The 14,443-nt window shown below is 72.2% G+C and carries 13 protein-coding genes; 5 read left to right on the plus strand and 8 right to left on the minus strand.

Going from position 1 to position 14,443, the window contains the following annotated elements; translation table 11 throughout:
- Positions 1-1,183: CocE/NonD family hydrolase (locus tag AC51EU_RS06930; protein ID WP_496265779.1), on the minus strand; the 1,183-nt coding region annotated here is incomplete at its 3' end.
- Positions 1,184-1,422: 239 nt separating this feature from the next.
- On the opposite strand from AC51EU_RS06930, the gene AC51EU_RS06935 reads away from it, so the two are divergent.
- The 3 genes from AC51EU_RS06935 (at position 1,423) to AC51EU_RS06945 (ending at position 4,933) form a co-directional block, all read left to right on the plus strand.
- Positions 1,423-2,916, plus strand: a complete 1,494-nt coding sequence (locus AC51EU_RS06935) for a M1 family metallopeptidase (protein WP_496265780.1) — start codon at positions 1,423-1,425, stop codon at positions 2,914-2,916.
- 234 nt (positions 2,917-3,150) lie between these two features.
- A complete protein-coding gene (gene sph / locus AC51EU_RS06940) occupies positions 3,151-4,125 on the plus strand; it encodes a sphingomyelin phosphodiesterase (protein WP_496265781.1) in 975 nt (324 codons plus the stop codon).
- Positions 4,126-4,207: 82 nt separating this feature from the next.
- A complete protein-coding gene (locus AC51EU_RS06945; RefSeq protein ID WP_496265782.1) occupies positions 4,208-4,933 on the plus strand; it encodes a MerR family transcriptional regulator in 726 nt (241 codons plus the stop codon).
- Positions 4,934-4,983: 50 nt separating this feature from the next.
- Here AC51EU_RS06945 and AC51EU_RS06950 read toward each other — a convergent pair whose 3' ends face one another.
- The 5 genes from AC51EU_RS06950 to AC51EU_RS06970 all read right to left on the minus strand — a co-directional run bounded on the left by AC51EU_RS06950 (position 4,984) and on the right by AC51EU_RS06970 (position 11,329).
- Positions 4,984-7,155, minus strand: coding sequence for a 3-hydroxyacyl-CoA dehydrogenase NAD-binding domain-containing protein (locus AC51EU_RS06950; protein ID WP_496265783.1), 2,172 nt, complete (start codon positions 7,153-7,155; stop codon positions 4,984-4,986).
- Between the two features lie 32 nt (positions 7,156-7,187).
- Positions 7,188-8,402, minus strand: coding sequence for an acetyl-CoA C-acetyltransferase (locus AC51EU_RS06955; RefSeq protein WP_496265784.1), 1,215 nt, complete (start codon positions 8,400-8,402; stop codon positions 7,188-7,190).
- Between the two features lie 35 nt (positions 8,403-8,437).
- Entirely contained in the window at positions 8,438-9,580 is a 1,143-nt protein-coding gene (locus AC51EU_RS06960) for an acyl-CoA dehydrogenase family protein (RefSeq protein ID WP_496265785.1), read from the minus strand.
- A complete protein-coding gene (locus AC51EU_RS06965; RefSeq protein WP_496265786.1) occupies positions 9,577-10,767 on the minus strand; it encodes a CaiB/BaiF CoA transferase family protein in 1,191 nt (396 codons plus the stop codon). The genes AC51EU_RS06960 and AC51EU_RS06965 overlap by 4 nt, the downstream gene beginning before the upstream one ends.
- 187 nt (positions 10,768-10,954) lie before the next feature.
- Positions 10,955-11,329 (minus strand): MmcQ/YjbR family DNA-binding protein, encoded by a 375-nt coding sequence (locus AC51EU_RS06970; protein ID WP_496265787.1) that lies wholly within the window; start codon positions 11,327-11,329, stop codon positions 10,955-10,957.
- A 123-nt stretch (positions 11,330-11,452) separates the two neighbouring features.
- Here AC51EU_RS06970 and AC51EU_RS06975 point away from each other — a divergent pair, with 123 nt between their 5' ends.
- Entirely contained in the window at positions 11,453-12,193 is a 741-nt protein-coding gene (locus tag AC51EU_RS06975) for an MgtC/SapB family protein (protein ID WP_496265788.1), read from the plus strand.
- Positions 12,194-12,225: 32 nt separating this feature from the next.
- Here the strand turns inward: AC51EU_RS06975 and AC51EU_RS06980 are convergent, their stop codons facing one another.
- Positions 12,226-12,948 carry an endonuclease V gene (locus AC51EU_RS06980; protein WP_496265789.1) on the minus strand — a complete coding sequence of 241 codons (723 nt, stop codon included), beginning with the start codon at positions 12,946-12,948 and terminating at the stop codon, positions 12,226-12,228.
- 145 nt (positions 12,949-13,093) lie between these two features.
- On the opposite strand from AC51EU_RS06980, the gene AC51EU_RS06985 reads away from it, so the two are divergent.
- The gene (locus AC51EU_RS06985) at positions 13,094-13,393 is read left to right on the plus strand and encodes a YciI family protein (protein WP_496265790.1); all 300 of its coding nucleotides are present in this window, start codon (positions 13,094-13,096) and stop codon (positions 13,391-13,393) included.
- Between the two features lie 25 nt (positions 13,394-13,418).
- On the opposite strand, the gene AC51EU_RS06990 is transcribed toward AC51EU_RS06985, so the two are convergent.
- The gene (locus AC51EU_RS06990; RefSeq protein ID WP_496265791.1) at positions 13,419-14,258 is read right to left on the minus strand and encodes a nucleotidyltransferase domain-containing protein; all 840 of its coding nucleotides are present in this window, start codon (positions 14,256-14,258) and stop codon (positions 13,419-13,421) included.
- Between the last annotated feature and the right edge of the window lie 185 nt (positions 14,259-14,443).

The raw sequence follows: 14,443 nt of genomic DNA on the forward strand, positions 1-14,443 counted from the left end.
CGGTGGTGCCGGGGGCGGGCCAGCGGGGGTCGGTGGTCCAGTGGTCCGGGGCGCGTTCGACGTCGGCCATCGGTTCGCGGTCGGCGCCGTTGTCGTAGCCCATCAGGTAGTGGTCGAACCACCGGTGGAGGGTGCGGACCCACGGGCCGCGCCGGTAGTCGAACGGGTCGATGTGGCCGGTCTGGGAGAGCCAGATCCGGCGGGGGACGCCGTGCCGGGCGAGGGCGTCCCACCAGCGGCCGGCGTTGCGGGTGCGGACGTTGAGGTCCTGCATGCCGTGGACGAGGAGGACGCTGGCGCGGACCTTTCCGGCGTCGGGCACGTAGTCGCGCGCGGCCCACAGGGGGGTCCAGTCGCCGTTGGCGGGCGCGCCCTCGGTGAGCATGCGCTGGACGGCGGCGCAGCGGCGGTGTGCCGCGGGGCTGTCGACGGTGTCGGCGAGGCCGGCGGGGGTGCCGCCCTGGAGCGGGGCGCCCTTGGCGAAGTAGTAGTCGTACCAGGAGGAGATCCCGGCGATGGGGACGATGGTCCGCAGGCCCTTGACGCCGGTGGCGGCGACGCCGTTGGCGATGGTGGCGTCCCAGCTCTTGCCGATCATCCCGGTGCGGCCGTCGGACCAGCCGGCGGTGACGGGTCTGCCACCGGCGCGGGCGTCGTAGGCGCGGGCGCGGCCGTTGAGCCAGTCGACGACGGCCTTGGCGGAGGCGATGTCGGAGGGCCCGCCGACGTCGGAGCAGCCGTCGGAGCGGTTGGTGCCGGCGAGGTCGACGAGGACGGCGGCGTAACCGCGCGGTACGAAGTAGTTGTCGTAGTCGAGGGGGAAGCGCACCGGCCGCCCGTGGGCGTCGTAGGTCTTCTTCTCGGACTCGTTACCGCGTCCGCAGCAGGAGTAGTAGGGGCTGGCGTCCATGATCACGGGGATGCGGCGGTGCTGCTCGGCGGGTTCGCGGGGCCGCACGATGTCGGCGGCGACGCGGTCGGTCCTGCCGTCCCCGTCGCCGTCGGTCCCGGTGTCCACCCAGACGGTCTCGCGCAGGGCGCGGGCGTAGGAGTAGACGGGTGGGCTCTCATCGGGTGCGGCGCGGGCGGGGGCCGGTGGGGTGAGGGCCGTCAGCAGGGCGACGGCGGCCGCCACGACGAACGCGGTCCAGGGGATGCGGGTCGTCCGCGCGGGATGCGTCACGGCCGGACGGTAGCGTGGCGCGGCTCGCGTGCGTAAGGGTGCCGGTGCGTCGGGCGTGGTGAGGGTGGGGAAGTACGCCAGTGACGGCCGTGGCGTGAGGGGGGCATGTCGGTGGTGTGTCGTCCGGTGTGGTTCATGTCGGTCATATGTCAAATACGGCCATGGACATGACGATGGCGCGGCTGGGTACATAGGGTCCCGGTTCAAGAGATCACTCTCCCCCAAGAGTTGGAGGACCCGTGCGTCACAGACTCCTCGTCCCGGGCGCGGCCGCGCTCAGCCTCCTGCTGGCGGTCCCGGCATCGGCGGCCGACTTCACGCCCGGCGCTCCCGGCGTGGGCGACAGCTACTACCCCGAGAGCGGGAACGGCGGGTACGACGTCTCCCACTACGACCTGCGCCTCAAGTACCAGCCGAGAACCGACCTGCTGGAGGGCACGGCGACCCTGATCGCCACCACCACGCAGAACCTGTCCCGCTTCAACCTGGACTTCGGCCTCAAGGTCAGCGAGATCCGCGTCAACGGGCAGAAGGCGTCCTTCGCCACCTCCGGCAAGCACGAGCTGGAGGTCACCCCTGCCACGCCGCTGGAGAAGGGCAAGCGGATCAGCGTCGTCGTGCGCTACGCCGGGACCCCCTCGGCGCTGAAGATCGACGGCTTCACCGCCTGGGCGCGCACCCCCGACGGCGGTGTGGTGGCGCAGGAGCCGGACTCCGCCGTCTGGTGGTTCCCCAGCAACGACCACCCCACCGACAAGGCGACCTTCGACATCTCGGTGTCGGTCCCGGACGGCACCCAGGCGATCAGCAACGGCGTGCTGACCTCGCAGTCCTCCAAGCTCGGCTGGACGCGCTACAACTGGCGCTCGGACAAGCCGCAGGCGACTTACCTGACCACGCTCGCCATCGGCAAGTTCGACATCACCACCGACAAGACGGCGAACGGCCTGCCGGTGCTCAACGCGGTCAGCAAGGACCTCGGCGCCAACACCGGTGCCGCGCAGGCCAGCATCGAGCGGACCGCCGAGGTCACCGAATGGCTGGAGGGCGTCTTCGGCCCGTACCCGTTCAACTCGGTCGGCGGCTACGTCCCGAACGTCCCGGCCGGGTACGCGCTGGAGACCCAGACCCGGCCGTTCTACGGCAAGAAGGCGTTCGACCGCGGCGCGAACGTGTCGGTGGTCGTCCACGAGCTGGCCCACCAGTGGTACGGCGACAGCGTCTCCCTCAAGGACTGGAAGGACATCTGGGTCAACGAGGGCTTCGCCGCGTACAGCCAGTGGCTGTGGTCCGAGAAGGAGGGCGAGGGCACCGCGCGGGAGCTGGCGGACTACACCTACGCCCAGCACTCGGCCGACGACCCGTTCTGGACGGTCAGGCCGGGGGACCCCGGAGCGGACAACCAGTTCCACTCCGCGGTCTACGACCGGGGCGCGCTGGCCCTCCAGGCACTGCGCGAGAAGGTCGGCGACACAGTGTTCTTCGACATCCTCAAGTCCTGGCCGACCACGCACCGCTACGGCAACGCCTCGGTGTCCGACTTCGTGCGGTTCGCCGAGGAGAAGTCCGGCACGCCGCTGGCCGGTTTCTTCGACACCTGGCTGTTCCAGCCGTCCAAGCCGGCCGCGGGGGCGGGCAAGCGGGCGTTCGCCGCGCAGCGCTCCACCGTGCACCAGCCGAAGTCGTGGAAGCAGATCCGGGCCGCACTGGAGGCGGCGCACGGACACCACTGACGCCGTCCGGGTCCGTGGTGTCCGCCACGGGCCCGCGGCGCGGCGCCGGGACGCGGGCCCTCGGGAGCACGCCCCGGCGCCGCTTTTGCCAGAGTACGGCGGCATCCGTCCCCGGCGGCCCGTCCCGGCCCGCCACGGCCGGTCCATCCGCGTACCCCCGTACGATTACCCGAAGGTAACTCCAGCTGGTTTGATGTGCGTCACCGAATCCACCCCCACCCCAGGGAGTTCCCTGTGTCGCACTCGGTGCTGCGCACCTGCCGGGCCGCCGCCGTCACCACGGCCCTCGCCGCCACCGTCCTGACCGCCGTGTCCCCCACCGCGTCCGCGGCCACCGCCCCCCGGCTGAAGGTCCTCAGCTACAACGTCTTCCTGATGAGCAAGAACCTGTACCCCAACTGGGGCCAGGACCACCGCGTCCGGGCGATCACGGACGCGGACTTCTTCCGGGGCAACGACGTCGTCGTCCTCCAGGAGGCGTTCGACAACTCCTCCTCCGACACGCTCATGTCCCGCGCCTCGGCGGAGTACCCGTACCAGACCCCGGTGCTCGGCCGCGGCCGGAGCGGCTGGGACGCCACCGGCGGCTCCTACGGGGCCCTCACCCCCGAGGACGGCGGGGTCACCCTGCTGAGCAAGTGGCCGATCGCGCACAAGGAGCAGTACGTCTACAAGGACTCCTGCGGCGCCGACGCCTTCTCCAACAAGGGCTTCGTCTACGCGGTCCTGAACGTCGGCGGCGCCAGGGTGCACATGGTCGGCACGCACCCCCAGTCCACCGACCCGGGCTGCGGGGCGGGCCAGGCCGCCGAGGTGCGCGCCCGTCAGTTCAAGGAGCTGAACGCGTTCCTGGAGGCGAAGCACATCCCCGCCGACGAGGAGGTCATGGTCGCCGGCGACATGAACGTCGACGGCCGTGCGCCCGAGTTCGACGCGATGCTCACCAACGCGGGCCTGGAACCCGCCGACCGCCGCACCGGGCACCCGTACTCCTTCGACACGAAGGAGAACTCCATCGCCCATGAGCGCTACGCGGCCGACCCGCGCGAGGACCTGGACCACGTCCTGCACCGCAAGGGCCACGCCCGCCCCGACGGGTGGACGAACACCGTCCTCAAGGAGGAGTCGGCGCCCTGGACCGTCTCCAGCTGGGGCAAGAAGTACACCTACACCAACCTCTCCGACCACTATCCGCTGATCGCCGGCTGACCCGCGGCCTTGCCCTTCGCTCCGGGGCCCGGGGCGAAGGGGAAGGTTCCACACGAGTGGTGAGACAGCAATACTGTTGAACATGAGGGAGTCCGCCACCGCTCTGACCGTCGACGAACTGGCCGCCCGGTCCGGGGTCACCGTCCGCACCATCCGCTTCTACAGCACCCGCGGACTGCTGCCGCCGCCCGAGATCGGCCCGCGCCGCGTCGGCCGCTACGGCCCCGACCACCTCTCACGCCTCGCCCTCATCGAGGAACTCCAGCACCAGGGCATGACCCTGTCCGCGATCGAACGCTATCTGCGGCACCTTCCGCCCGACCTCAGCGCCCAGGACCTCGCCATCCACCGCGCCCTGGTCGCCGGATGGCTCCCGGACTCCGCGGAGGAGGCCACCCGCGAGCAGCTCGAACGCCGGGCCGGCCGGGAACTGTCCGAGGACGACCTCGACCGGCTGGCCGCCATGAACGTCCTCGTACGGACCGACGACCCGGACGTCCTCCAGGTCGATCCGGGCCTGCTCCACCTGGGCACCCGGCTGCTGGACGTCCCCATCGCCCTGGAGACGATCCTGGCGGCGCGCGCCGTCGTCGTCGCGCACACCCGGTCGGCGGCCCGCGAACTCAGCCGTCTCTTCAAGGACGAGGTGTGGGAGTCCTACCGCGGGGACGGGCCGGAGACCGAAGCGGCCCGGAAGCGGTCGCTGTCCGCCCATATGCAGCCGATGGTCGTCCAGGCGCTGGTCACGGCCTTCCAGCGGTCGATGCGGGAGGAGCTGCGGGAGTGGTTCGGCGCGGACGGGGAGTGAGGGGCGGGCGGGAGTGAGGGGCGGGCCGCCGCCGGCCCGCCCCCGACGGGTCAGTCGCGGAAGATCTCACCCCGCTCCGCCTTCTCCACCAGCAGGGCGGGCGGCGCGAACCGCTCGCCGTACGCCTCGCGCAGCTCGCGGGCGCGGGCCACGAAGCCGGGCAGTCCGCCCTCGTAGCCGTTGATGTACTGGAGGACGCCGCCGGTCCAGCCGGGGAAGCCGATCCCGAGGATCGAGCCGATGTTGGCGTCGGCGACGGAGGTGAGCACCCCCTCCTCCAGGCAGCGGACGGTGTCCAGCGCCTCGGCGAACAGCATCCGCTCCCGCATGTCCCGGAACGGGACGTCGGCGTCCTCCCGGGTGAAGTGCTCGCGCAGACCGGGCCACAGCCCGGCCCGGGTGCCGTCCTCGGCGTAGTCGTAGAAGCCCGCACCGCCGCTGCGGCCGGGGCGGCCGAACTCGTCGACCATCCGGTCGATGACCTCGTCGGCCGGGTGCGGCAGCCAGGCGCCGCCGGCCTCCTCGACGGCCCTGCGGGTCTCCTGGCGGATCTTGCGGGGCAGGGTGAGGGTCAGCTCGTCCATCAGGGACAGGACCTTCGCCGGGTATCCGGCCTGCGCGGCGGCCTGTTCGACGGAGGCCGGCTCCAGCCCCTCGCCGACCATCGCCACGCCCTCGTTGATGAAGTGGCCGATGACGCGCGAGGTGAAGAAGCCACGGGAGTCGTTGACGACGATGGGGGTCTTGCGGAGCTGCCGGACCAGGTCGAAGGCGCGCGCCACCGCCTCCTCGCCGGTCTTCTCCCCCTTGATGATCTCCACCAGGGGCATCTTGTCGACCGGCGAGAAGAAGTGCAGCCCGATGAAGTCCCCCTCGCGCGCCACGCCCTCGGCGAGGCGGGTGATGGGAAGGGTGGAGGTGTTGGAGCACAGCAGCGCGTCGGGAGCGACGATGTCCTCGATCTCCCGGAACACCTTCTGCTTGAGCGCGGTGTCCTCGAAGACCGCCTCGATCACCACGTCGCAGCCCGCGAGGTCCCGCACGTCCGCGGTGGGCGTGATCCGGGCCAGCAGCTCCTCCCGCTCCTTCTCGGTGGTGCGGCCGCGGGCGACCGCCTTGGCCAGCAGGCCCTCGGAGTACGCCTTGCCCTTGCGCGCGGCCTCCTCCGAGACGTCCTTGAGGACGACCTCGATGCCCGCCCTGGCGCAGGCGTGGGCGATGCCCGCGCCCATCATCCCGGCGCCCAGGACCGCGGCCCGGCGGACCTGGCGGGGGGCGGGGCCCTTCGGGCGGCCGGCACCGGAGTTGACGGCCTGGAGGTCGAAGAAGAACGCCTGGATCATGTTCTTGGCGGTCTGCCCGCAGGCCAGCTCGACGAAGTACCGCGCTTCGATGGTCTGGGCGGTCTCGAAGTCGACCTGGGAGCCCTCGACGGCCGCGGCGAGGATGTTGCGCGGCGCGGGGTAGGGCGCCCCGTTGAGCTGCTTCTTGAGGGTGGCGGGGAACGCCGGGAGGTGGGCCGCGAACTTCGGCTGGGCGGGGGTGCCGCCCGGGATGCGGTAGCCGTCGGTGTCCCAGGGCTGCCGGGACTCGGGGTGGTCGTCGATGAACGCCCGGGCCTTGGCGAGCAGTTCCTCGGGGGTGGCGGCGACCTCGTGGATGAGCCCCGCGTCCTTGGCGCGGGGGGCGCTGTAGCGGGTGCCCTGGAGCAGCACCTTCAGCAGGGCGTCCATGATGCCGAGCAGCCGCACCGTGCGGACCACTCCCCCGCCGCCGGGGAGCAGGCCGAGGGTGACCTCGGGAAGGCCGATCTTCGTGGCGGGGGTGTCGAGGGCGACGCGGTGGTGGCAGGCCAGGGCGATCTCGTAACCACCGCCGAGGGCCGCGCCGTTGAGAGCGGCGACCACGGGCTTGCCGAGGGTCTCGATGCGGCGCAGATCGCGCTTGATGCCCATGCCCGCGTCGAACGCCTGCTGAGCCGTCCCGGGCGTGACGGCGATCAGTTCGTGCAGGTCGCCGCCGGCGAAGAAGGTCTTCTTGGCCGAAGTGATGATGACGCCGCGGACGGTGCCCCGTTCGGCCTCCAGGCGGTCGGCGACGGCGGTGAGGGACGCCTTGAAGGCGGCGTTCATGGTGTTGGCCGACTGGTCGGGATCGTCCAGGACGAGGGTGACGACGCCGGTGGTGTCCTGCTCCCAGCGAATGGTGGTGGACTCGCTCACTGTGGCTTCTCCGTAAGGGGTGGGACGGGCGGTCAGAGGCGCTCGACGACGGTGGCGATGCCCATGCCGCCGCCGACGCAGAGGGTGGCGAGGCCGTAGCGCTCGTCCCGGCGTTCCAGTTCGTCGACGAGGGTGCCGAGGATCATGGCTCCGGTGGCGCCGAGGGGGTGCCCCATGGCGATGGCGCCGCCGTTGACATTGATCCTGTCGAGGGAGAGGCCCATGTCCTTGGCGAAGCGCAGGACGACCGCGGCGAACGCCTCGTTGATCTCGACCAGGGCGATGTCGTCGATGGTCAGCCCGGCCTTGGCGAGGGCCTTGCGGCTGGCGGGGGCGGGGCCGGTGAGCATGATGGTCGGCTCGGAGCCGGAGACCGCGGCGGAGACGATCCGGGCGCGCGGGGTGAGGCCGTAGCGCTCCCCGACCTCCCGGGAGCCGATGGCGACCAGGGCCGCGCCGTCCACGATGCCCGAGGAGTTGCCCGCGTGGTGCACATGGTCGATCTTCTCGACCCAGTGGTACTTCTGCAGCGCCACCGCGTCGAAGCCGCCCGCCTTGCCGACGGTGGCGAAGGACGGCTTGAGGGACGCGAGGGAGTCGGCCGTGGTGCCCGGCCGCATGTGCTCGTCGCGGTCGAGGACGACCAGACCGTTGCGGTCGGTGACGGGGACGACGGAGCGTGCGAAGCGTCCGTCCTTCCAGGCGGCCGCGGCACGTTCCTGGGAGAGGGCGGCGAACTCGTCGACGTCGCGCCGCGAGTAGCCCTCCAGGGTGGCGATGAGGTCGGCGCCGACGCCCTGCGGGACGAATCCGGTGTCGAAGTTGGTCATGGGATCGGCGAACCAGGCGCCGCCGTCGGAGGCCATCGGGACACGCGACATCGACTCGACGCCGCCCGCCAGGACCAGGTCCTCCCAGCCGGAGCGGACCTTGGCGGCTGCCATGTTGACGGCCTCCAGGCCCGAGGCGCAGAAGCGGTTCTCCTGCACCCCGGCGACGGTGTCGGGGAACCCCGCGGCGATGGCCGCGATCCGGGCGATGTCGGAGCCCTGGTCGCCGACCGGCCCGACGACGCCGAGCACGATGTCGTCGATGGCGGCCGGGTCGAGGCCGGGGAAGCGGCGGCGGACCTCGTGGAGGAGGCCGACGACGAGGTCGATGGGCTTGGTGCCGTGCAGTGCGCCGTTGGCCTTGCCACGACCGCGCGGGGTGCGGATCGCGTCGTACACATACGCTTCGGTACTCACGTCGGGCTGCCTTTCGGGGAGGGGTCGGGGCGCGGTCAGTCGAGCAGGGAACGGCCGATGATCTCCTTCATGATCTCGGTCGTGCCGCCGTAGATCGTCTGGATGCGGCCGTCGGTGAACGCCCTGGCCACGGGGGTCTCGCTCATGTAGCCGTAGCCGCCGTGGAGCTGGAGGCAGCGGTCGGCGACGCGCTTGTGGAGTTCGGTGGCCCACCACTTGGCCATCGCGGCATGGGCCGCGTCGAGCGCCCCGGCCGTGTGGTCGGCGACGCAGCGGTCCAGGAAGGCGCGGGTGACGGCGCATTCGGTGGCCATCTCGGCGATCTCGAAGCGTATGTGCTGGAGCCTGGCCAGCGGCCGTCCGAACGCCTCGCGTTCCTTGACATGGCGGGTGGTGATCTCCAGGAGGTGTTCGGCCCCGGCGATCGCGGCGACGGCGATGCTCAGCCGCTCCTGGGCGAGATGGGTCATCAGGTGCACGAACGCGCCGTTCTCCTGTCCGAGGAGATGGTTCTTGGGGACGCGGACGTCGTGGAAGAACAGCTCGGCGGTGTCCTGGGCCTTCTGGCCGATCTTGTCGAGGTTGCGGCCGCGCTCGAAGCCGTCCGCGCCCCGCTCGACGACGAGCAGGCTCAGCCCGCGCGCCCCGCCCTCGGGGGTGGTGCGGGCGACGACGATGACGAGGTCGGCGAGGATGCCGTTGGAGATGAAGGTCTTGGAGCCGTTGAGGAGCCAGTGGTCGCCGCGGTCCTCGGCGGTGGTGCGGATGCCCTGGAGGTCGGAGCCGGCGTCCGGTTCGGTCATGGCGATGGCGGTGATGATCTCGCCGGTGCAGAAGCCGGGCAGCCAGCGGCGTTTCTGCTCGTCGGTGCCGAGGGTGGTGAGGTAGGGGCCGATGATGTCGTTGTGCAGCCCGATGGCGAGACCGGGCGCGCCGGCCCGGGTGAACTCCTCGGCGAGCACGGCGCTGTAGCGGAAGTCGTCCGTACCGCCGCCCCCGTACTCCTCCGGGACGGCGAGGCCCAGCAGTCCCTGGCGTCCGGCCGCCCGCCACACCTCCCGGCCGACGATCCCCTCGCGCTCCCAGCGCGCGTAGTGCGGGAGCACCTCCTTGGCGAGGAAGGTGCGCACCGTCCCCCGGAACGCCTCGTGGTCCTCGGTGTAGAGCTGGCGCTTCATGTGTGCGGGCCTTCCTCGGAGCGGGCGGGTGGCGGGGGCGTACGGGAGTCGTCGTCGGGTGTCGCCCGCGCGCCGGTGAGGAGCCCGGGGACGCCCCACTCGCGGGCGACCTCCTCGGTGTGCGCGCCGGGCCGGGCGGGAGGTGTGCGCACCCGCGCCGGGGTGCGGGAGAAGCGGGGGGCGGGGGCGGGCTGGGTGAGGCCGCCGTGGTCGACGAAGGTGCCGCGGGCGGCGAGGTGCGGGTGCGCGGGCGCCTCGCGCAGCGTCAGTACGGGCGCCACGCAGGCGTCGCTGCCCTCGAAGACGGCGGTCCACTCGGCGCGCGTGCGGGTGGCGAAGCGTGCGGCGATGGTGGTGCGCAGGGCGTCCCAGGCGGTGGGGTCGTCGCGGTCGGGGGCGTCGTCCTCGATGCCCAGAAGGCGCAGGAACGTGGCGTAGAACCGTGGTTCCAGCGCACCGACCGCCATATGGCCGCCGTCCGCGGTGGCGTAGGTGCCGTAGAAGGGCGCACCACCGTCGAGGAGGTTGGCGCCGCGCCGGTCCTGCCAGGCGCCGGCCGCCAGCATGCCGTGGATCATCGTGGAGAGGTGGGCGGTGCCGTCGACGATCGCGGCGTCGACGACCTGGCCGCGGCCGCCCTCGGCGCGGGCGTGGTGCAGCGCGGCGAGGACACCGACGACGAGGTAGAGGGAGCCCCCTGCGTAGTCCCCGAGGAGGTTGGCGGGGGCGACGGGCGGGGCCTCGGGCGGGCCGGTCATCCCGAGGGCGCCGGTGAGCGCGATGTAGCCGATGTCGTGGCCGGCGGTGCCGGAGAGCGGGCCGTGCTGTCCCCAGCCCGTCATCCGGCCGTAGACCAGCCGCGGGTTGCGTTCCCGGCACGCGTCGGGGCCGACGCCGAGGCGTTCCGCGACGCCGGGGCGGTATCCCTCGATCAGTACATCGGCGCGTTCGGCCAGTTCGAGCACCCGCGCCGGGCCGTCGGGGCTCTTGAGGTCCACGACGACGGAGCGTTTGTTGCGGTTGGTGAGGTCGTGGGCGGGGTCGATGCCCAGTACCGGGCCGCCGGGCCGGTCGACGCGGACGACGTCGGCGCCGAGGTCGGCCAGCAGCATGGCCGCGAACGGGCCGGGTCCGATACCGGCCAGTTCCACGACGCGCACCCCGCTGAGCGGGCCGTTGCCGGTCATCGTCGTCCTGCCCCCTTACACTCCATCGCACTGTGACACTTTTGATGTAACACTCGGGATGTTAAGAAGGTGCCCCCCTTTCCACAAGCCCCCGCGGCCCGGCACCCGACCACGGGAAAGGCCCGCGCCGACGCGGTCCAACTGCCGTCGCCGTCACGGGCCTTGCACGCCTGGCCCGCGTGCGCCGTCAGGCCCCGTCCCATCCGGCGACGAGCTTCTTCGGGGCTATGACGCGGTACGACTCCTCCACCCAGTCGCAGAGCAGATCGACCGGGGGCGCGCCGCGCCCGCCCATGGGCACCCGTGTCCAGCCCGACCTCCCCAGGCCGTAGCCCGCTGGCGCGGCGCCGGGGAAGGACAGCGCGTGGGCGTGCGCCTCCGCGTCCGTCAGCTTGACCGTGAGGCACGACTCCGCACCGCCACCCCCGAGGAAGGCGAAGATCTTCTTGTTCACCTTGGCGACGCTCTGCCCCCACGGGAACTCCTCCACCGCACCCGGGAGCCCGAGCGCGAACACCCGTACCCGTTCGCGCGCCGCCTCCGCGTCCGCCGTAGCCGTCATACGCACCTCCCCGAACCCGGTCACCGGCGGTCACCCACCGACCGTTGTCCACGCTAACCGCGCCCACTGACAATGGCCGACGACGCCACCACCGTCGGGCCGCCGCGGGAGGACAATGCCCGTATGCCTCAGTCGTCGTTCGCTGCCGCGCTGTTCGACTTCCACACCGGCCAGGGGCCACGGCAGTTCCTCGAAATGTCGATGGCGCTGCTCCTTTCGGCGTTGGTGGGGCTGGAGAGAGAAACGAGACAGAAAAGCGCGGGAATACGCACCCATACGCTCGTCGGTGTGGGCAGCGCACTGTTCATGGAGGTGTCGATCCACGGCTTCGGCGCGGTGCTGGGCACCTCGGGCGTGTCGCTCGACCCGTCCCGGGTGGCCGCGCAGATCGTGTCCGGCATCGGTTTCATAGGCGGCGGGCTGATCTTCGTCAAGAAGGACGCGGTCCGGGGCCTGACGACGGCCGCGACGATCTGGCTGACCTGCGCGATCGGCATGGCCTGCGGCGGCGGGCTGCCGCTGCTCGCCATCGCCGCCACCGGCGTGCACTTCCTCGTCGTCCGCGGCCTGCCCAAGCTGTCGGAACGTTTCGGTTCCGTGACCACCACGAGGAACATCGCCTTGAGACTCGTCTACCACTCCCGTCGCGGCGTGCTGGGGCAGATATTGGAGACCTGTGCCGGAGGGGGTTTCCGGGTCACCGACATCCGGGTGGACACCGGCGCGGACGACGAACAGATTTCGGCCGAGGTACTGCTCCGCCTGGAGGGCACCGCGTCGGCGCACGCCCTGGTGGAGTCGCTCGCCGAGCTGGAGGGGGTCCGCGCGGTGGCGCTGGGGCAGCTGGGCGACCAGGCGGAGTGACGTCCCCGGGCCGTCGTGCCCGTGACCCGGCGTCAGGTTCCCGCGAGCGCCCGGCGGCAGAGGGAGTCCGCGGCCCGGGTGGTCTCCGGGAGACGGTACGCGGGCGTCAGACGGAGGACGTGTGCGCAGGCCCGCTCCAGGGAGACGCGGTGCCCCACGGAGACGAACACCGGCTTGACGCCCTCCCGGGTGCGCAGCGCGCGGCCGACCTCCTCCGGGGCGGCCGCCCCCGACCGGTCGTCCAGGAGCGGGGAGCTCGCGCCGCGCTCCGGGCCCGGGGGCTCGTACCGGAAGGTGAAGGGGTTCTTGGCGACACCGATGGTGGGCAGCCCGGTCAGCACCCCGAGGTGGCTGGCGAGCCCGAAGCGGCGGGGGTGGGCGAGGCCGTAGCCGTCGCAGACCACGAGGTCCGGGGTGCGGGCGAGCCGGGCCAGCGCGGCGGCGACCGTGGGGATCTCCCGGAAGGCGAGCAGCCCGGGGACGTAGGGGAACGTGACCCGGCCGACCGCGGTGGCCTCGTCGACGACGGCGAGGGTGCGGGCGTCGAGTGCCACGGCCGCGGCGGCGACGACATCGCGGTCGTCGTCGTAGGCGACGTCCACACCGACGACGGTGCCGTCGAAGCCGGGCTGCGGACCGGGCTCGTCGAGGCGCACGAAGCGCCGCAGGCGGTCCTGTACGGCGCGGGCCCCGGCCTCGTCGGCGGGCCAGTGGCGCAGTGCGTCGTCGAGGGAGGGCGCGGTGTCGTTGTCCATGGTGCCGTCACGCTAACCGACCGGCGGTCACGGGATTCCGGCGGTCCCCGCCCTGGTCCGGCCGCCCCACGGGGGCGCGCCGGGACGCCGCCGTGCGCGACGTCCGCGGCCCGTCCGCCGGAGGGTGCGGCCTATAGTGCCTGTCATGTTCGTACTGGAACTGGTCTACACCTCCCCTCTGGAGCGCATCGACGCGGCGCTCCAGGAGCATGTCGCCTGGCTTCAGGGGCACTTCGCCGAGGGACGGTTCCTCGCCGCCGGGCGCAAGGTGCCGAGGGACGGCGGCGTGATCCTCGCCACCGGGTCCGACCGCGCGGAGATCGAACGGCTGGTGGCGCGAGACCCCTTCGTCGTCGCCGGGTTGTGCACCTACCGCGTCACCGAGTTCGTGGCCACGACGACGGCCCCGGAGCTGGCGGCCCACCGGGAACAACTGCCGTCCTGAGGCGGCGTGCCGGGGCCGGGCACGGTCAGCGGGTGCCGCCGCGCAGCAGCGCGGCGATCTCGTCGTGCAGCCCGTCCGGGACCGTGATGTCCCACCTCGCCACCGCCTCGGCGGCCAGGTCCCTGCTCCAGCGCCAGCTGCGGCGGGCGGCGGCCGCGGTCTCCGGGTGGCGGGCGGCCGCGGTGGTGGCCGTGTACCGCTCGCGGTCGGCCGCCGGCAGGTCCCTCTCCAGCGCACGGCTCGGCGTGAGCCAGTGTGCGGTGGAGCCGCGCAGCAGACGGCAGAGCTGGAGCTGCTGCGGGGCGATGACCGTGTGCAGCAGCGCGTGGGCGCGGGCGGTCTCGCCGCGCGCCATCACATGGGCGAGCATCAGCGTCCAGTTGGCCAGTTCGTCCGTGAGCTGCTGGGCGGTGCTCGCCGCCTCGGGCGGGCGGGGGTCGGCGAGGAGGCGTGCGGCGGTGGTCAGCCGTCCGCTGCGGTCGAGCAGGACGGCGGCGTCGGGGTCGGGCAGATGCACCATGCCGCGCCAGGTGGCGACGGCCTCGATGCCGGGTCCGGCGGGCTCGATGTGGAACTCCCCGCGCATGAGGTCGTCGAAGACGACGGCGAGGATGCCGTACATGTTGGTGTAGGCCAGCTTCAGCGGGGCCAGCCGGCCGAGGAAGGCCCGGGCGTCGAACCTTTCGGCCTCGGCGTCCCGGATGTAGAGGTAGGCGTCCAGGTCGGAGTGGGGGTCGGCCTCCCCCAGGGTCCAGGAGCCGTACAGGAGGACGCCGTCGAGTCGCGGTTCGGCGTGGGCGAGTTCCCGAAGAAGGGCGATGCGGCGGTCGAGGGCCGGGGAACCGTGGGAGGACGGGAAGGACATGGGCGCAGGTCTCCTGAGCGGTGATGCGGCATACGGAAGGAACGCCCGGCGGTCATCGCCGGGCGGAGCATGTGGTCCTTGTCCTTCTGCTCACGAAACGCCCATGGGGCGAGGGTAGCGGCGCGTCGCGGGGCGCGCCGGCGTTTTTCTCCGCGCACGGGCCGCGCGAGCGCCCCTCGATGCCG

The organism is Candidatus Streptomyces philanthi, assembly GCF_059553635.1.